This is a genomic window from Streptosporangium sp. NBC_01810, from assembly GCF_035917355.1.
Classification (GTDB): Bacteria; Actinomycetota; Actinomycetes; order Streptosporangiales; family Streptosporangiaceae; genus Streptosporangium.
This window is the reverse complement of sequence record NZ_CP109070.1, coordinates 5,291,583-5,308,505: the sequence shown is the minus strand read 5'-3', so window position 1 is coordinate 5,308,505 and position 16,923 is coordinate 5,291,583. Positions and strand designations below refer to the sequence as shown.

General features: G+C 68.1%; 19 protein-coding genes. All 19 read left to right on the top strand.

Annotated elements, in window-relative coordinates; all coding sequences use genetic code 11:
- Positions 1-27 precede the first annotated feature (27 nt).
- Positions 28-1,080 (top strand): peptide chain release factor 1, encoded by a 1,053-nt coding sequence (prfA, locus tag OIE13_RS23550; RefSeq protein WP_326636501.1) that lies wholly within the window; start codon positions 28-30, stop codon positions 1,078-1,080.
- A gap of 8 nt (positions 1,081-1,088) precedes the next feature.
- A complete protein-coding gene (gene prmC / locus OIE13_RS23545) occupies positions 1,089-1,943 on the top strand; it encodes a peptide chain release factor N(5)-glutamine methyltransferase (protein ID WP_326636503.1) in 855 nt (284 codons plus the stop codon).
- A gap of 97 nt (positions 1,944-2,040) precedes the next feature.
- Entirely contained in the window at positions 2,041-2,724 is a 684-nt protein-coding gene (locus OIE13_RS23540; RefSeq protein WP_326636505.1) for an L-threonylcarbamoyladenylate synthase, read from the top strand.
- Positions 2,721-2,852: a hypothetical protein gene (locus OIE13_RS23535; protein ID WP_326636507.1), complete on the top strand. Its 132-nt coding sequence runs from the start codon at positions 2,721-2,723 to the stop codon at positions 2,850-2,852. The genes OIE13_RS23540 and OIE13_RS23535 overlap by 4 nt, the downstream gene beginning before the upstream one ends.
- Before the next feature lie 128 nt (positions 2,853-2,980).
- Positions 2,981-5,176: a hypothetical protein gene (locus OIE13_RS23530; RefSeq protein ID WP_326828763.1), complete on the top strand. Its 2,196-nt coding sequence runs from the start codon at positions 2,981-2,983 to the stop codon at positions 5,174-5,176.
- Positions 5,177-5,218: 42 nt separating this feature from the next.
- Entirely contained in the window at positions 5,219-5,599 is a 381-nt protein-coding gene (locus OIE13_RS23525; RefSeq protein WP_326636511.1) for a hypothetical protein, read from the top strand.
- Positions 5,600-5,843: 244 nt separating this feature from the next.
- A complete protein-coding gene (gene glyA, locus OIE13_RS23520; RefSeq protein WP_326636513.1) occupies positions 5,844-7,109 on the top strand; it encodes a serine hydroxymethyltransferase in 1,266 nt (421 codons plus the stop codon).
- Positions 7,110-7,166: 57 nt separating this feature from the next.
- Entirely contained in the window at positions 7,167-8,555 is a 1,389-nt protein-coding gene (locus OIE13_RS23515) for a glycosyltransferase family 4 protein (protein ID WP_326636515.1), read from the top strand.
- 152 nt (positions 8,556-8,707) lie between these two features.
- The gene (locus OIE13_RS23510) at positions 8,708-9,133 is read left to right on the top strand and encodes a hypothetical protein (RefSeq protein ID WP_326636518.1); all 426 of its coding nucleotides are present in this window, start codon (positions 8,708-8,710) and stop codon (positions 9,131-9,133) included.
- 71 nt (positions 9,134-9,204) lie between these two features.
- A complete protein-coding gene (locus OIE13_RS23505; RefSeq protein ID WP_326636520.1) occupies positions 9,205-9,420 on the top strand; it encodes an AtpZ/AtpI family protein in 216 nt (71 codons plus the stop codon).
- A 67-nt stretch (positions 9,421-9,487) separates the two neighbouring features.
- The gene (gene atpB / locus OIE13_RS23500) at positions 9,488-10,276 is read left to right on the top strand and encodes a F0F1 ATP synthase subunit A (RefSeq protein ID WP_326636523.1); all 789 of its coding nucleotides are present in this window, start codon (positions 9,488-9,490) and stop codon (positions 10,274-10,276) included.
- A 64-nt stretch (positions 10,277-10,340) separates the two neighbouring features.
- Entirely contained in the window at positions 10,341-10,565 is a 225-nt protein-coding gene (gene atpE / locus OIE13_RS23495) for an ATP synthase F0 subunit C (RefSeq protein WP_326636525.1), read from the top strand.
- Between the two features lie 31 nt (positions 10,566-10,596).
- Complete coding sequence (locus tag OIE13_RS23490; protein WP_326636527.1) at positions 10,597-11,145, top strand: F0F1 ATP synthase subunit B; 549 nt, start codon at positions 10,597-10,599, stop codon at positions 11,143-11,145.
- On the top strand, positions 11,145-11,954 hold the full coding sequence (locus tag OIE13_RS23485) for a F0F1 ATP synthase subunit delta (protein ID WP_326636529.1): 810 nt from the start codon (positions 11,145-11,147) through the stop codon (positions 11,952-11,954). Before OIE13_RS23490 ends, OIE13_RS23485 begins: the two co-directional genes overlap by 1 nt.
- A 23-nt stretch (positions 11,955-11,977) precedes the next feature.
- Entirely contained in the window at positions 11,978-13,627 is a 1,650-nt protein-coding gene (atpA, locus tag OIE13_RS23480; RefSeq protein ID WP_326636531.1) for a F0F1 ATP synthase subunit alpha, read from the top strand.
- Positions 13,628-13,630: 3 nt separating this feature from the next.
- Entirely contained in the window at positions 13,631-14,530 is a 900-nt protein-coding gene (locus tag OIE13_RS23475) for a F0F1 ATP synthase subunit gamma (protein ID WP_326636533.1), read from the top strand.
- Between the two features lies 1 nt (position 14,531).
- Positions 14,532-15,959: a F0F1 ATP synthase subunit beta gene (atpD, locus tag OIE13_RS23470; RefSeq protein ID WP_326636535.1), complete on the top strand. Its 1,428-nt coding sequence runs from the start codon at positions 14,532-14,534 to the stop codon at positions 15,957-15,959.
- A gap of 68 nt (positions 15,960-16,027) precedes the next feature.
- The gene (locus OIE13_RS23465; RefSeq protein WP_326636537.1) at positions 16,028-16,444 is read left to right on the top strand and encodes a F0F1 ATP synthase subunit epsilon; all 417 of its coding nucleotides are present in this window, start codon (positions 16,028-16,030) and stop codon (positions 16,442-16,444) included.
- Positions 16,445-16,488: 44 nt separating this feature from the next.
- Entirely contained in the window at positions 16,489-16,902 is a 414-nt protein-coding gene (locus OIE13_RS23460) for a DUF2550 domain-containing protein (RefSeq protein WP_326636539.1), read from the top strand.
- The last annotated feature ends 21 nt before the right edge of the window (positions 16,903-16,923 follow it).

Below are 16,923 nucleotides of genomic sequence, written 5' to 3'. Positions count from 1 at the left end.
TAAAGGGCTTTCAAGGAAGGACGCACGGTGAACCTCGACGAGCTGCTCAGTGAGTACGCCGAGCTGGAACTCAAGCTCGCCGACCCCTCCGTGCACGCCGACCAGAAGCAGGCACGCACCTTCGGCAGGCGCTACGCCGAGCTGACCCCGATCGTCAACACCTACCGCGAGCTCGAAGGCGTCCAGGCCGACCTCGGGACGGCGAGGGAGCTTGCAGCGGAGGACGAGGCGTTCGCGGAGGAGGCCAAGGAGCTCGAAGCGCGCGTTCCCGAGCTGGAGGAGAAGCTCAGGAACCTGCTCGTCCCGCGTGATCCCAACGATGACAAGGACATCATCATGGAGATCAAGGCGGGCGAGGGCGGTGAGGAGTCCGCCCTGTTCGCCGGAGACCTCCTGCGGATGTATCTGCGGTATGCCGAGCGGATCGGCTGGAAGACCGAGCTCATCGACGCCACCCACTCCGACCTCGGCGGCTACAAGGACGTCACGATCGCCCTGAAGGCCAGGGGCGACGAGGGCGTCTGGTCGAGGCTCAAGTTCGAGGGCGGTGTGCACCGCGTCCAGCGGGTGCCGGTCACCGAGTCCCAGGGGCGCATCCACACCAGCGCAGCCGGGGTGCTCGTCTACCCGGAGGCCGAGGACGTGGACGTCCAGGTCGACCCGAACGACCTCCGCATCGACGTCTACCGCTCCAGCGGTCCCGGTGGTCAGAGTGTCAACACCACCGACTCGGCCGTGCGGATCACGCACATCCCGACCGGAGTGGTCGCCTCCTGCCAGAACGAGAAGAGCCAGCTCCAGAACAAGGAGTCGGCCATGCGCATCCTGCGGGCCCGCCTGCAGGCGATCGCCGAGGAGGAGGCCAACGCCGCCGCCATGGCCGAGCGCAAGTCCCAGATCCGCACCGTCGACCGCTCCGAGCGCATCCGCACCTACAACTTCCCCGAGAACCGCATCTCCGATCACCGCGTCGGTTTCAAGGCCTACAACCTCGACCAGGTGCTCGACGGGGATCTCACCGCCGTCATCCAATCCCTGCTCAACGCTGAGATGGCGGAGAAGCTCGCCAACCATTCATAGAACGCGCCATGACCTTTCTGCTGGACGAGATCGCCCTCGCCACCGCTCGGCTCGCCGAGGCAGGTGTGCCGTCGCCGCGCACCGACGCCGAGGAGATCGCCGCATGTGTGCACGGTGTACGGCGCAGTGAGTTGCACACCGTGAAGGACTCCGACTTCGACGCCCTGTTCTGGGAGGGCGTCTCCCGCAGGGAGTCCCGCGAGCCGCTCCAGCACATCACCGGGCGGGCCTACTTCCGCTACCTGTCCCTGGAGGTCGGGCCAGGGGTGTTCGTGCCACGTCCGGAGACCGAGATCGTGGTGGGCTGGGCGATCGACCGGCTGCGGGAGATGGACGTTGCCTCGCCGGTGGTCGTGGATCTCGGCACCGGGTCCGGTGCCATCGCGCTGTCCATCGCCCAGGAGGTCGCGCTGGCCACCGTGCACGCGGTCGAGGTCGACCCGGACGCCTACGGCTGGGCCAAGCGCAACATCATCGAGCACGGCCAGGGCCGCGTCCACCTGCACCCGGAGGATCTGGCCGACGCCCTCTCCGAGCTGGACGGCCAGGTCGACCTGGTGGTCTCCAACCCGCCCTACATCCCGCCCGGCGCGATCCCCCGTGACCCCGAGGTCCGCGACTACGACCCGCACCGCGCGCTGTACGGGTCGGGCAGCGACGGCCTCGACGAGGTCAGGGCCGTCGAAAGGACCGCCAGGCGCCTGCTGCGTCCCGGTGGCTTCGTCGCCGTGGAGCACGCCGATCAGCAGGGCACCCCGGTCTATCTGATCTTCTCTGAGGAGAACGGCTGGCGCGATGTCCGCAGCCGCCAGGATCTGACGCGCAGGGACCGCTTCGTCACCGCCCGCTTCGGCCGGGAATAGGATGCACGCCGTGAGCGAGGGATCTTGGCCGTCGGCGATGTGCCGGTGGGCGAGGAGGCACGCGAGTGAGCGTAGCGAGTGATCTCCAGGAGGCAAAGTGAGCCGACGTTTTGACTGCATCGACGCCGAGCAGCGAGCAGCGGGCCTGGTAGAGGCCGCGTCCGCCGTACGGCGGGGTGAGCTGGTGGTGCTGCCGACCGACACCGTCTACGGCATCGGCGCCGACGCCTTCACGCCCGCCGCGGTCTCCGCCCTGCTGGAGGCCAAGGGGCGCGGCCGTGACATGCCGGTGCCCGTGCTGGTCGGGACCGTCCGGGCGGCCAACGCCCTGGTGGAGAATCTCGGTCCTTACGGCCAGGATCTCGTCGACGCCTTCTGGCCGGGGCCGCTCACGCTGATCTGCCGCGCGAACCGGTCGCTCTCCTGGGACCTGGGGGACGCCAAGGGCACCGTCGCCATCCGGATGCCGCTGCACGCGGTCGCCCTCGACCTGCTCAAGGAGACCGGCCCGATGGCCGTCTCCAGTGCCAACCGCTCCGGTGCCCCCGCAGCGACCGGCGCCGCCGACGCGGAGAAGCAGCTAGGCGACTCGGTGTCGGTCTATCTCGACGCCGGACCGTGTGAGAGCGGCACTCCTTCGACGATCCTGGATCTGACCACCGCGGTGCCCAGGTTGCTGCGGCGCGGGGCGATCACGGTGGAGAAGCTGCGCGGTGTGATCGGCTACGTCGCCACCGACGAAGGTCCCGAGCCTGACGGTGGCACAGAGTCCGGCGAGTGAATGTGGACCCGGGTGTTCCCGTCCTGCTCGACAAGATCGGGCACTATCCGCTCCACCACGGTGCGGCCGGCGTTGTGCGGACGCTGGAACGGCTCGGGGTCGCTGTGCACGTCCACTCCGGGACGTGATCCTCGGCGGGTTCACGGGGCTGGCGTGGCGTGGCCCATGTCCATGATCCATGCCATCTGATTATCACCGTGACGTGAGGCCGTCTCCCCGGTACCTTGAGGTGGGCCGACACTTCTGGGAGACGTCCATGGGCAAGTTCGAAGGAATGGACCCCAAGCTGGTCCGCGACCTGCTGTCCGAGGTACGGCGGGCGGCTGATCAGATGCGGAACGCCGAGGGCAAGGTCACCCAGCTGATGAGCGGGGCCGGCCTGTCCTCGCAGTCGACCCACAGGCCCGTCCAGATCGCCGACGCGTGCGACGTGATGGTCCGTGACGTCTCCGCTCGTGTGGCGTTGCTGGAGAAGAAGATCAACCAGAACGTGACGGCACCTCCCGCCGAGCCGAGGGCCGGGGACACGAAGCCTGACAGCGGTTCGGCGGGCGACGGCGCGAAGCCCGAGACCGGTGCGGCGGGCGATGACGCGAAGCCCGAGACCCCGAAGGCCGACGGTCTCAAACCGGCGGTCGGAGCGGACGACAAGCCCCGTGTCGGTGATCAGTCCGCCGAGAGCACACAGCGTGACGATCCGAAGGACTCGCCCAAGCCCGAGACGGGTTCGAAGGGTGACGTGGCCAAGCCCGAGACCCCGAAGGCCGACGAGGCCAAGCCCGAGACCGGTTCGAAGGGCGACGAGACCTCCCCACGGGACGGTTCGAAGGAGACGCCGAAGCCGGAGACGTCCGGAGCCGACGAGCGGAAGCCGGAAACGGGTTCGAAGGGTGACGAGACCTCCCCACGCGGGGAGGACACCCCCAAGGAGAGCGTCAAGCCGGTTGACACCGCACCACGCGAGGCTCCGAAGCCGGATGCCATGCCGGAGGCGCCGAGAGCCGACGACACGCCACGTGAGGCCCCGAAGGCTGATCCCACGCCTGTGCCGGAGGCTCCGAAGCCGGATGCCATGCCGGAGGCGCCGAGAGCCGACGACACGCCACGTGAGGCCCCGAAGGCTGATCCCACGCCGGAGGCGCCCAGGGCTGAGGGGGCGCGGCCGGAGACGCCGAAGGTCGAGGATTTGGAACCCGCGGTTCCGGGGCCCGGTGAGGGGCCTCAGGACGGAGGGCGGCCGGTTGACGGCGTGCCACGCGAGACGCCCGTCCCCGAGGCTCCCAGCCCGGATGCCGCCCCCGTGCCGGAGGTGCCGCAGGGGGATTCCACACCCGCGCCGGAGACGCCCAGAAGCGATGACGCGCGGCCGGAGATCGTCAATGTGAACGACACGATGCCGGGTGGGGAGGATTCCGACGCCAAGGGTGACTCCGGTTCCAAGGGCGATGAGACGACGCCGCGTGGGGACGGCTCCGTGGGTGACACGCCGGTGAACGATCCCGACGCCAAGGGTGACTCCGGTTCCAAGGGCGATGAGCGCTCGCCCAGGCAGGAGAGCGGCACGTCCGGCAACGACATCCTCGACAGTTCCAAGAAGGACCATCCCGACGACATCGACCAGAGCGGCGATCACAGGGCCAGGGTCGTGGAGGTCGACGGCGTGCAGGTGCTCCAGATCCCGCTCGACTCGCCCACGGCGGCCGAGGTCGACGAGCTGCTGAAGAACATCGAGGACATCCCGCCGCTGGAGATGCCGGGGGTCGACAACGTCTCCGCCACGGCGGGGCAGCCAGGCTGGGTCGAGCCGCATGGCCCGCTCGATTCGGCCAAGCCCGACTATCCGCTCCTCGACACCGCGGGACCGACCACCGACCAGACCGTCCAGCCGCCGGGCACGGGTGGTGACGCCACTCCCCAGCCCGCGGGCACGGCCTCCGGTGAGGCGGCCGTTCGGCCGCCGGCCACGACCTCCGCTGAGCCCGCCGTCCAGACGGCGGGTACGACGACCTCCGGTGAGGCGGCCTCGCAGCCCGCTGTGGCGCCGCGAGGAGACGTCGGGATGCCATCCATCGGCGACGCGGTCTTCAGCGAGGCGCGAGGGGCGGAGGATGCCGCCGGGGGCGCGGGGCAGGCGGCGGGGGTGGCTCCCGGGGGTGTGGCCGCCCCACCGGATGGGGGTCCGGATGAGGGCTCGGTCGCCCGGTGGGCGGGCGACGGCAGCGACGTCGTCACCGCGGAGGCGGGTCCCCTCGATCTGGACGCCCTCAGAACGCTCGCCGACAACGCCAGGGAGATCGAACCGCTGGAGATGCCCGGCGTGCAGGTGCCGGATGGGGAGACCTGGGGCAAGGGAGCCTGGGCGCCCATGGACATCGGGCCCGACGGGCCGGCGGGCGACGTGGAGCCGGGAAATCCGCTGCGGCCGATCCCGCCCCCCGGAGGCGGGCAGTGAGCGGGGTGCAAGGACCGTGTCAGCGAGGGTGAGGAGCCTGTGATGTTCGTGGATCCACCCGCACCGCAGCCGCTGCAGCCGGGGGAGACCCCACCGGCCTCGGCCGGCAGCGGGCTGCCGTCCTCGGACGCCGCCACGGCGTGGGAGTTCAACCCCGACTACCAGCGGCTGGTCATGATGTGGAGGCAGGTGCTTCCCGAGCTTGACACGCTGGCCGCCAGTCTGGACAAGGCCTACCAGCTCGCCAGGAGCAGGGACGTCTGGGACGCCCCGGTCTCCGGCCGCTACGTCGAGGACATGACGGAGTGGCGCACCCGTCTCGGCCTCTACCGGCAGGCGATCCTGACCTCGATCAGCGACCAGGCGGCCGACACGCCGAGATGGGTGCCCGTGGGCGCCGGGGCTCCGCATGCCTTCTCCTGACGTCCTTCCCGGCTCAAACCCACCGGTCGGCTCCTTCGGCGCGAGGTTCGCGGGCCGGGCGGTCTTCCAAGCCTCCCTGGGTGGTCTTCCAAGTCTCCCCGCGCGGACGACGACCAGGGGGCTTTCCCGGGGCGTTCGTTCCGTACGGCGACACGCCTTTCCGCGGCGACAGCTCCCTGACCTGGGATAACCGGGGCGGCCGGGCTTACAGTGGGGGTGAGTTGTCATCTTCGGGATGTGAGCCATGGGCGCAGAGCCGTACTACGGGCCAGATTTCGGCCTCCTGCAGCGCGAGGACCCCGAGATCGCACGTGTACTCCTCGACGAACTCGACAGGCTCCGCGGAGGCGTCCAACTGATCGCGAGCGAGAATTTCGCCTCGCCTGCCGTGCTCGCCGCGCTCGGCTCGACGCTCACCAACAAGTACGCGGAGGGCTACCCCGGCAGGCGCTACTACGCCGGATGCGAGGTCGTCGACCGGGCCGAGCAGCTTGCGATCGACCGGGCCAAGCGGTTGTTCGGCGCCGATCACGTCAACGTGCAGCCCCATTCCGGCGCCTCGGCGAATCTGGCGGCCTACGCGGCGCTGCTCCAGCCGGGCGACACGGCGCTGGCGATGGCGCTGTCGCACGGCGGCCACCTCACGCACGGCTCCAAGGTCAACTTCTCCGGCCGCTGGTTCGACGTCGTGGCGTACGGCGTGCGCAGGGACACCGAACTGATCGACTATGACGAGGTCAGGGAGCTGGCGTTGCGACATCAGCCCAAAATGATCATATGTGGTGCCACCGCCTATCCCCGGGAGATCGACTTCGCGGCCTTCCGGGGGATCGCCGACGAGGTGGGTGCCTGGCTGCTCGCCGATGTCGCGCACACCATCGGCCTGATGGCCGGGCATGCCCTGCCGTCCGCCGTGCCGTACGCGGATGTGGTGACCTTCACCACGCACAAGGCGCTGCGCGGCCCGAGGGGTGGCGGGATCATGTGCACGCGGGAGCTGGCCGCCAGGATCGACCGCGCGGTCTTCCCTTTCGTGCAGGGCGGCCCGCTCATGCACGCGGTGGCAGCCAAGGCCGTGGCGTTCGGCGAGGCGTTGCGCCCGGAGTTCGCGCTGTACGCGCGGCAGGTGGTGGCCAACGCCCAGGTGCTGACGGACGCCCTGGCCGCCGAGGGGATGCGGCCCGTCTCCGGGGGCACCGACAGCCATCTGGCACTGATCGACCTGCGTGACGTCGGGGTCTCCGGCGCGGTGGCCGAGCAGCGGTGTGGCGCGGCCGGGATCACGCTGAACCGCAACGCGATCCCCTACGACCCGGAGCCGCCCACGGTGACGTCCGGGATCCGGGTCGGCACCCCCTGCGTCACGACCCAGGGGATGGGGCCCGAGGAGATGAAGGCGGTGGCCTCGATGGTGGCACAGGCCATCCGCAACCCCGACACAGTGGGTGAAATACGGGAGCGCGTCGCGGTGCTGACGAGGCTCCATCAGATATATCCCAGCGAACTATGAGTTGTTCTGTGTCGTTTTCCGGTCACAGGTGGCCGGACTATCCGCGAAACTGGTTCCGTGCGCGAATACCTACTCATGGCGCTCGTCGCGGCCGCGGTGACATACCTGCTGGTCCCGCTGGTCCGCGTTTTCGCCGTCCGTATCGGTGCCATGCCCGAGGTCCGCGACCGTGACGTGCACACCACGCCAACGCCCAGACTCGGTGGCCTGGCGATGTACGGCGGTCTCGTCGCCGGCCTGCTGATCGCCGGCGAGTTGCCCTACGCCGGGGGCAAGCTGGCGGCCGAGGGTGAGGGCAAGACCGTGATCGCGCTGATCGCCGCAGGCGGTCTGATCACGCTGACCGGCTTTCTGGACGACTGGCTGGGCATGGACGCCCTCGTCAAGCTCGCCGGGCAGATCGGCGCGGCGGGTGTGCTCGTCGCCTTCGGCGTCAGCCTGCCGTGGCTCCCGCTGCCCACGGCGCTGGGCGGGCAGACCATCCTCGACTCGACGCTGAGCCCGCTGATCACGATCCTGATCGTGGTCGTCATGATCAACGCGGTCAACTTCGTCGACGGGCTCGACGGGCTGGCCGCCGGGATCGTGGGCATCGCCGCGATGGCCACGTGGACGTACTCGGTGGCCCTGTCGAAGGACTACGGCAACACCAGCATCAACGCGACGGCGGTCATCGCCTCGGTGCTCATCGGGATCTGCCTGGGCTTCCTGCCGCACAACTTCCACCCGGCGAAGATCTTCATGGGTGACACGGGGGCGATGCTGATCGGCCTGGTCCTCGCCTCCACGATGATTCTGGTGACGCCGCTCGACTCCAGCAGCATCAACCGCTTCCCCGTCATCCTCCCCCTGCTCGTGCCGGTCGCGATCCTGGTGCTTCCGCTGCTCGACCTGATCATGGCGGTGGTCCGGCGCACGTCCAACGGCCTGTCGCCGTTCGCGCCCGACCGAGGGCATCTCCACCACCGCCTGCTGGACATCGGCCACTCGCACCGTCGTAGCGTCATGATCATGTATGCGTGGACCTTCCTGTTCGCCTTCGCGGTCGTGGCACTGTCCATCGAGGGTGTCCCGCTCATCCTGTTCCCGCTGACCGTGCTGCTCGCCATCGGCGTGCTGGTGATGATGGCGCTGCCCCGCTGGCGGGCCCGCCGCGACGTCGGCGGGTCCGGGGGGCCGGCAGGCCCGGCCGGCACCGCCGGGCCTGCCGGCCCCTCGGCTCCCACGGGATCCAGCGACCCCGCCGAGGTGCCGGGGCGGCAGGTGTGGCCGAGCGAGCCGCCGGCCCGGGTCCGGCCGCACCCCTACCCGTCGGAGACGCAGGGGCCCCGTCCGGTCGCCGCCGACGACGACGACGGTGACGACACCGCCACGCTGTCGGCGCTGCCCGACCTGTCACTCACCGCTCCCCGGCAAGGTTTCTCAAACCCTGAGACGCGGAGCTGAGCCGCCCGCGTCAGCCCTTTGATCGTTTACTTGAAACGGCAGGTAAAGGCGCTCTTCCATGAGCTTGTGATAGCTTTCACTAACGGGTCCATGGTTTAGCTGGATCTGCGAGGTAGCAATCGCTCGCTTGATAACAGTCACTGGGAGTGCCGATGCAGGCCAACGACGTGCGCGTCCTCAAAGGGGCCGTGATACCCACCGCCGCCGCGGGCGCGGTCGTCATCCTCGCGGCGGCTCTGCTCTCCGGGGCCAAGGGCGCTCTGGGGGCCGTGATCGGCCTCCTGGTGGTGGCGGTCTTCTTCACGGTCAGTCTGGTCGCGGTCTCCTCCGCGAGCCGGGTCTCTCCCGTTGTGATGATGGTCACCGCGATCGTCGGCTACGCGGTGAAGGTCCTGATCATCATGGCGCTCCTGAAGATGTTCGAGAGCGCCACGGCGTTCGAGTCGCGCGCCTTCGGCTGGTCGACGATAATCTGCACCGTCGTCTGGACGGCCGGCGAGATGTGGGGCTTCGTGAAAACGAAGATGCTCTACGTTGACCCGGGTGCCGCGGTTCCCGGACAGGGCGGCCCCCGATGAGGCGTATCATGACCGGGCTACGGGACCCGATATGACTAGTCATCTCCCCGGCTGCTATTGTCATGCCCGCAATGAGCGAACAAGAACGCAGGCCCGAGAGCGATGGCCGCGACTTCGCCAACGCCGCCTGGTCGGTTCCCAGTTACATTCTCTCCGGGATCATCCTTTACGGCGGCGGCGGTTGGTTGCTGAGCCGTTGGACTGGCGTGGCCGTGTTCACACCGATCGGAGTGATCGTCGGTGCCGTTCTCGCCATCTACCTGGTCTACCGGAAATACGGTCGCTGACCTCGCGCGGCGGTCGCTTCGCTGAGGAAGCAATCTTGATCCACTACCACGTTGAAGGGAACGCCGCGTGAAGGCGCTGACGGTCCTCGCCGCCGACGAGTTCAAGGCCCCAGGGCTTGAGCTGTTCGATTTCCCCCCGATCATTGCCGGCGTCACCTGGTTCACCAAGCCGGTGCTGCTCGCCCTGCTGAGCTCGCTTGTGGTCGTGGCCTTCTGCTGGTCGGCCTTCGCCAACCCGAAGCTGGTGCCCCGGGGCATCCAGAACATCGGTGAGATGGGCTACATGTTCGTCCGCGACCAGGTCGCCCGCCCCTTCCTGGGTAAGGACGCCGACCGCTGGATGGGCCTGCTGCTGAGCCTGTTCTTCCTGGTCTGGGTCTGGAACCTGATGGGTGTCGTCCCCTTCCTGCAGTTCCCGATCGCCTCGCACATCGCCTTCCCGATCGTCCTGGCGATCAGCGTCTACGCGCTGAAGATCTACCTGGGCATGAAGCACCAGGGAGCGGTCGGCTACTTCAAGAACATGATGTTCCCCCCGGGGCTGCCCAAGCCGATCTACGTGCTGCTCGCGCCGATCGAGTTCCTCTCGACCATGATCGTGGCGCCGTTCACCCACGCCGTGCGACTCTTCGCCAACATGTTCGCGGGCCACATCATCCTGGCCTTCTTCAGTGCCGTCGGTTTCTGGTTCCTCTTCGAGAAGCTCACGCCGCTCGGCGCCCCGGTCGGTGTGGTCGGCGTCATCATGACGATCGCGATGACCGGGTTCGAGATGTTCATCCAGTTCCTCCAGGCCTTCCTGTTCGCGCTGCTCGCCGCGATGTACATCGGCAACTCCCTGCACGCCGAGCACTAAGACTCTTTTCTCCAGTTCAGACCGGTGAGATCCGTTCACCGGCCGTCCCGTAAAGGAAACAGCAATGAGCATCCTCGCTGAGGTCTCCGGCAACATCGGCTCCATCGGTTACGGTCTCGCCACGCTTGGCCCCGGCATCGGTGTCGGCCTCATCTTCGGTAACGGTCTGCAGGCCATCGCCCGCCAGCCCGAGACCTACGGCCTGATCCGCCAGAACATGCTGCTGGGCTTCGTGCTCGTCGAGGCGCTGGCTCTGATCGGTCTTGTCGCGCCGTTCATCTACGGCTGATCGAAAACACCTCTGACGGAAGGCTGCATCGATGACAACCGCAGCTACGCTCCTGGCGGCGGAAGAGGGCACCAGCCCGATCATGCCGCACCTCTACGAGCTGGTCGTTGGCGGTTTCGCGTTCTTCGTCGTCCTCTTCGTCGTCGGTAAGATCCTCACCCCGCGCATCCAGAAGACCCTGGCCGAGCGGACCGATGCGATCGAAGGCGGCATCAAGCGAGCCGAGGACGCCCAGACCGAGGCCCAGGCGCTGCTCAAGCAGTACAAGGACCAGCTCGCCGAGGCTCGTCACGAGGCTTCCCGCCTGCGTGAGGAAGCTCGCGAGCAGGGTGCGCAGATCAAGGCCGAGCTCCGCGAGGAGGCGCAGGCCGAGGCCCGTCGTCTCGTCGAGGCCGCGCACCTGCAGATCGAGGCCGACCGTCAGCAGGCGTTCGCCCAGCTCCGTACCGAGCTCGGCCGTCTGTCGATCGATCTGGCCGGCCGTATCGTCGGCGAGTCCCTTGAGGACGAGGCGCGCCAGCGCCGCACCGTGGACCGGTTCCTTGAGGAGCTCGAGTCGAGCAGCGCGGCGGTCCGCTGATGAGAGGTCTGAGCAGGGCTTCGCTGGCCGAGGTCGAAGAGCGCTTCAACGCCGTCGCGGGAAGCGCCGACCTCGGCACGCTGGCCGACGAGCTCTTCTCGGTCGCCGACCTGTTCGACCGTGAGCACGGGCTCCGCCGCAACCTCTCCGACCCCGCCCGGCCCGCGGCCCAGAAGGCGCAGGTCGTACGGGTGCTGCTGGAGGGCAAGATCAGCGATGCCGCACTGGAGACGGTCGTCGCGGCCGTGTCCGCACGGTGGGCCCGATCCGGCGACCTGGCCGACGCCCTTGAGCGTCTCGGCGTCATCGCCGCCTCCGCGGAGGCCGAGGCGCAGAGCAGGCTTGACGACGTCGAGGACGAGCTGTTCAGGTTCGGGCGTATCGTCGCCTCGAACCTGCAACTGCACCGGACTCTGACCTCCTCGGCGGCACCGGAGCAGGCCAAGCGGGAGCTGCTGGGCTCCCTCCTCGCCGCCAAGGTCGCCCCCACCACTCTCCGCCTGATCACGCAGCTCGTGGTACATCCGCGAGGACGTAGTCTGGACAGTGGGCTGGAGGAATTCGGCAGGCTGGTCGCCGCCCAGCGGCAGCGCCTCGTCGCGGTGGTGCGCAGCGCCATCGTGCTCTCAGAGGAGCAGAAGCAGCGTCTCGCCACGTGGCTGCGCACCTCGTACGGCCGCGACGTTCATCTGAACGTCGAGGTGGATCCGCGGGTGCTGGGAGGGTTCTCGGTGCACATCGGGGACGATCTCATCGACACCACCATCGCGGGACGAATCGAAGAAGTCCGCCGCCGGTTGGCCGGCTAGGCGAATAGGGAGACTGAAGAGAGATGGCGGAGCTTACGATCCGGCCGGACGAGATCCGGGACGCCCTTGAGCGCTTCGTCCAGGCGTACGAGCCGGAAGGCGCCGCGCGTGAGGAGATCGGGACCGTCGTCGACTGCGGCGACGGTATCGCCCATGTCTCCGGCCTTCCCTCGGCGATGGCGAACGAGCTGCTTGAGTTCGAGGACGGCACGCGTGGCCTGGCACTGAACCTGGACGTCCGGGAGATCGGTGTCGTTGTTCTGGGCGACTTCAGCAAGATTGAGGAGGGCCAGTCGGTCCGCCGGACGGGCGAGGTCCTGTCCGTGCCGGTCGGCGACGGCTTCCTCGGCCGAGTGGTCGACCCGCTGGGCATCCCGCTGGACGGCAAGGGTGCCATCGAGTCCGAGGGCGTTCGTCCCCTTGAGGTTCAGGCGCCTTCCGTCGTGCAGCGCCAGCCGGTGAAGGAGCCCCTCGCCACCGGCATCAAGGCGATCGACGCGATGACCGCGATCGGCCGTGGCCAGCGCCAGCTGATCATCGGTGACCGTGGCACCGGCAAGACCGCGATCGCCGTGGACACCATCCTCAACCAGCGGGAGAACTGGCTCTCCGGCGACCCCGACAAGCAGGTCCGCTGCGTCTACGTCGCGGTCGGCCAGAAGGGTTCCACGATCGCCCAGGTCAAGGCTCGCCTTGAGGAGGCGGGCGCGTTGGAGTACACCACCATCGTCGCCTCTCCGGCGTCCGACCCGGCCGGTTACAAGTACCTCGCCCCCTACACCGGTTCGGCCATCGGCCAGCACTGGATGTACCAGGGCAAGCACGTTCTCATTGTCTTCGACGACCTGACCAAGCAGGCCGACGCCTACCGCGCGGTCTCCCTGCTGCTCCGTCGCCCGCCGGGCCGTGAGGCCTACCCCGGTGACGTCTTCTACCTGCACTCCCGCCTCCTGGAGCGTTGCGCGAAGCTGTCGAAGGAGATGGGTTCCGGCTCGATGACCGGTCTGCCGATCATCGAGACGAAGGGCAACGACGTCTCGGCGTTCATCCCGACCAACGTCATCTCCATCACCGACGGCCAGGTCTTCCTGGAGACGGACCTGTTCAACGCCGGTGTCCGTCCCGCCATCAACGTCGGTGTCTCGGTTTCCCGAGTCGGCGGCTCGGCCCAGACCAAGGCGATGAAGTCGGTCGCCGGCACGCTGCGCCTGTCGCTCTCCCAGTACCGTGACCTGGAGGCCTTCGCCTCCTTCGCCTCCGACCTGGACGCGGCCTCCAAGGCTCAGCTGGAGCGCGGTCAGCGCCTGGTCGAGCTGCTCAAGCAGCCGCAGTACAGCCCCTTCCCGGTCGAGCACGAGGTCGTCTCGATCTGGGCCGGCACCACCGGTGAGCTCGACGAGGTCCCGGTCGAGGACATCCGCCGCTTCGAGGCGGACTTCCTTGACTACATCGGTCGAGAGAGGAAGGGCATCTTCGACAGCATCCGCGAGACCAAGGCCCTGTCCGAGGACACGGTCACCGCTCTCAAGGACGCCGTCACCGCGTTCAAGAAGACCTTCGAGACCTCCGCGGGCGAGCTGCTGGTCAACGAGGAGCCGATCGAGGCGCTCGGCGCCGAAGCGGTCGGCCAGGAAAAGATCACCAAGCGCGTCCGTCCGGCTGAGAAGAAGTAGCCGATGGGTGCCCAGCTAAGACTGCTGCGGCGGCGGATCAAGTCGGTCAAGTCAACGGCGAAGATCACGCGTGCCCAGGAGCTCATCGCTTCATCGCGCATCGTGAAGGCGCAGTTGCGGATGCAGGCGGCGGTACCGTACGAGCGCGAGATCACTCGTGCCGTGACGGGCGTCGTCAGCAACACCGGCAGCGTCGACCACCCGCTGACCGTGGAGAAGGAGCGGCCCGCCAGGGCCGCCGTGCTCATCGTCACCAGCGACAGCGGCTTCTGCGGCGGCTTCAACGCGAACATCCTGCGTGAGGCCGAGGCCCTCGCCGGTCTGCTGAAGGACAAGGGCATCGAGCCCGTGCCCTTCGTGACCGGCCGCAAGGGTGTCGCCTGGCACAGCTTCCGTGGCCGCGAGATGAGCGGGCAGTGGACGGGGTTCTCCCGTAAGCCCTCCTACTCGGACGCCAAGGAGATCGCCGGCGTGCTGATCGACTCGTTCTCGGCCGAGGACGGGGTGGACGAGATCCACATCGTCTCGACCCAGTTCGTCTCGATGCTGACGCAGGAAGTCGTGATCAAGCGAATCCTGCCGCTGGAGGTCGAGGAGACCGTCGAGCCGGTGGACACGCCGTTGCCGTACTTCGAGTTCGAGCCCAGCGCGGCCGATGTTCTCGACACGCTGCTGCCGCGCTATGTGGAGTCGCGCATCTTCAGCGCGCTGCTCCAGTCGGCGGCCTCGGAAGAGGCGTCGCGCCGCCGGGCGATGAAGTCGGCGACCGACAACGCCAACGAGCTCATCCGAACGTTCACCCAGCAGATGAACCAAGCTCGCCAGGCCGAGATCACCCAGGAAATCAGCGAGATCGTCGGTGGCGCGAGCGCGCTGGCTGACGCCGCAGCGGGGAAAGAGTGAAATGACTGCACAGACTGTTGAGACCGGCGTGGGCCGCGTCGCGCGGGTCACCGGTCCCGTCGTCGACGTGGAGTTCCCCGTCGAGGCGATGCCCGAGATCTACAACGCGCTCACCACCGAGGTCACCCTCGGCGGGGAGGTCAGGCTGCTGACCCTGGAGGTCGCCCAGCACCTGGGTGACAACCTGGTCCGGGCCATCTCCATGCAGCCCACCGACGGCGTGACCCGTGGCGCGGCGGTGGCCGACACCGGCGCGGCCATCTCCGTGCCGGTCGGCGACGTCGTCAAGGGCCACGTGTGGAACACGCTCGGTGAGGCACTGGACGTGCCCACCGCGTCGCTCAAGATCGAGGAGCGCTGGGGCATCCACCGTCCCTCGCCCGCCTTCGACACCCTTGAGTCGCGCACCGAGATGCTGACCACCGGCATCAAGGTCATCGACCTGCTCACCCCGTACGTGCAGGGTGGCAAGATCGGCCTGTTCGGCGGCGCGGGCGTGGGCAAGACCGTGCTGATCCAGGAGATGATCCGCCGGGTCGCCCGTAACTTCGGTGGCACCTCGGTGTTCGCCGGCGTCGGCGAGCGCACCCGTGAGGGCAACGACCTCTGGCTGGAGATGGAGGAGGCGAACGTCCTCAAGGACACCGCCCTCGTCTTCGGCCAGATGGACGAGCCCCCGGGCACCCGTCTGCGCGTCGCGCTCTCCGCCCTGACCATGGCGGAGTACTTCCGTGACGTGCAGAAGCAGGACGTGCTGCTCTTCATCGACAACATCTTCCGGTTCACCCAGGCCGGTTCCGAGGTGTCCACCCTGCTCGGCCGCATGCCGTCCGCGGTGGGTTACCAGCCGACCCTGGCCGACGAGATGGGTGTTCTGCAGGAGCGCATCACCTCGACCCGCGGTCACTCGATCACCTCCATGCAGGCGATCTACGTCCCCGCGGACGACATCACCGACCCGGCCCCGCACAACGCGTTCGCGCACCTCGACGCGCAGACCGTGCTTTCGCGGCCGATCTCGGAGAAGGGCATCTACCCCGCGGTGGACCCGCTCGACTCCACCTCGCGGATCCTCGACCCGCTGATCGTGGGCGAGGAGCACTACCGCGTGGCTCAGGAGACCAAGCGGATCCTGCAGAAGTACAAGGAACTGCAGGACATCATCGCGATCCTCGGTATCGACGAGCTCTCCGAAGAGGACAAGGTCACCGTCAACCGGGCCCGTCGCATCGAGCGCTTCCTGTCCCACCCGATGTACGCCGCCGAGGCGTTCACCGGTCAGCCCGGCGAGAACGTGCCGCTGGACGAGACCATCGCCTCGTTCAAGGGTCTGTGCGCCGGCGACTACGACCACCTGCCCGAGCAGGCGTTCTTCATGGTCGGTGGCATCGACCAGGCCGTGGCCAAGGCCAAGGAACTCGCCCGCTAGTCGCCTTCGGTGCCGGTGCGGTCATGCGGCCGTACCGGCGCCTGGTTCGATAAGGAACTGGAGAGAAAGTGGCGAAGCTGCGAGTAGGCGTCGTCTCCCCGGAGCGGGAGATCTGGTCCGGCGAGGCCGACATGGTGATTGCCAAGACCGTCGACGGCGAGATCGGTATCATGCCTAAACACGCACCCGTGCTCGGCGTTCTCGTCGAGGGCGGGCTGCTGAAGATCAAGCGAGGTGGCGAGGCCGACCTCGTCGCCGCCGTCCACGGAGGATTCCTCTCGGTGGCCGACGACGAGGTGTCGATCCTGGCCGAGATCGCCGAGCTTGGTTCCGAGATCGATGTCGCCCGAGCCAAGAGTGCGCTGGAGCGGGCTCAGGCCTCGGTCGAGGCCGGCATGGAGGACGCGGACGCGGCGGCAGAGGCGGCCGCCGAGGCCAAGCGTGCCAGGGCCCGGCTGCGCGCGGCCGGAGAAGAAGTCGGATAAATTCGGCTTCTTAACGGTAAGGGCTTGTTGGGGGGCGGGCAGACATGGTAGTGCTGGACGTACTCATCGTGGTGGGGCTGCTCGTCGCCCTCCTGGCACTCCGGGTGCTCATCCTGACCCGCTTCCGAGGATCGGTGCTGTGTTGCCTGCGCCCCATGTCGAGGGAGCGGGGGTGGCGGGTCGGGGTGGCCCGCTACGCCGACGGCCACCTCAACTGGATCCCGCTCATAGGTCTGCTTCCAAGGCCGCGCCACGTTATCGTGAGGCGCGGCCTTGTCGTTTCCGGTCGTCGTAGGGTCGGCTCCGGTGAGTTCTTCGGGTTCATCGAGGGCGTGACGGCGCTTGAGTGCCGCAACGGGCAGAGCGCCTTCGAACTCGCCATGGGATACCGCGCACTGACCGGTTTCGTGGCCTGGCTGGAGTCCGCTCCGCCCAGCGCCCATCTCGACGTCGCCTGATCTCCCGCGCCGTCCTACCGG

What these genes read in the sequence shown, in the direction of transcription:
- atpD (WP_326636535.1), top strand. Translation starts at nt 14,532, where the DNA reads ATGACTGCACAGACTGTTGAGACCGGCGTGGGCCGCGTCGCGCGGGTC.
- OIE13_RS23485 (WP_326636529.1), top strand. Translation starts at nt 11,145, where the DNA reads ATGAGAGGTCTGAGCAGGGCTTCGCTGGCCGAGGTCGAAGAGCGCTTC.
- prmC (WP_326636503.1), top strand. Translation starts at nt 1,089, where the DNA reads ATGACCTTTCTGCTGGACGAGATCGCCCTCGCCACCGCTCGGCTCGCC.
- OIE13_RS23490 (WP_326636527.1), top strand. Translation starts at nt 10,597, where the DNA reads ATGACAACCGCAGCTACGCTCCTGGCGGCGGAAGAGGGCACCAGCCCG.
- glyA (WP_326636513.1), top strand. Translation starts at nt 5,844, where the DNA reads ATGGGCGCAGAGCCGTACTACGGGCCAGATTTCGGCCTCCTGCAGCGC.
- atpE (WP_326636525.1), top strand. Translation starts at nt 10,341, where the DNA reads ATGAGCATCCTCGCTGAGGTCTCCGGCAACATCGGCTCCATCGGTTAC.
- OIE13_RS23530 (WP_326828763.1), top strand. Translation starts at nt 2,981, where the DNA reads ATGGGCAAGTTCGAAGGAATGGACCCCAAGCTGGTCCGCGACCTGCTG.
- OIE13_RS23525 (WP_326636511.1), top strand. Translation starts at nt 5,219, where the DNA reads ATGTTCGTGGATCCACCCGCACCGCAGCCGCTGCAGCCGGGGGAGACC.
- OIE13_RS23460 (WP_326636539.1), top strand. Translation starts at nt 16,489, where the DNA reads ATGGTAGTGCTGGACGTACTCATCGTGGTGGGGCTGCTCGTCGCCCTC.
- atpA (WP_326636531.1), top strand. Translation starts at nt 11,978, where the DNA reads ATGGCGGAGCTTACGATCCGGCCGGACGAGATCCGGGACGCCCTTGAG.
- OIE13_RS23475 (WP_326636533.1), top strand. Translation starts at nt 13,631, where the DNA reads ATGGGTGCCCAGCTAAGACTGCTGCGGCGGCGGATCAAGTCGGTCAAG.
- OIE13_RS23510 (WP_326636518.1), top strand. Translation starts at nt 8,708, where the DNA reads ATGCAGGCCAACGACGTGCGCGTCCTCAAAGGGGCCGTGATACCCACC.
- OIE13_RS23505 (WP_326636520.1), top strand. Translation starts at nt 9,205, where the DNA reads ATGAGCGAACAAGAACGCAGGCCCGAGAGCGATGGCCGCGACTTCGCC.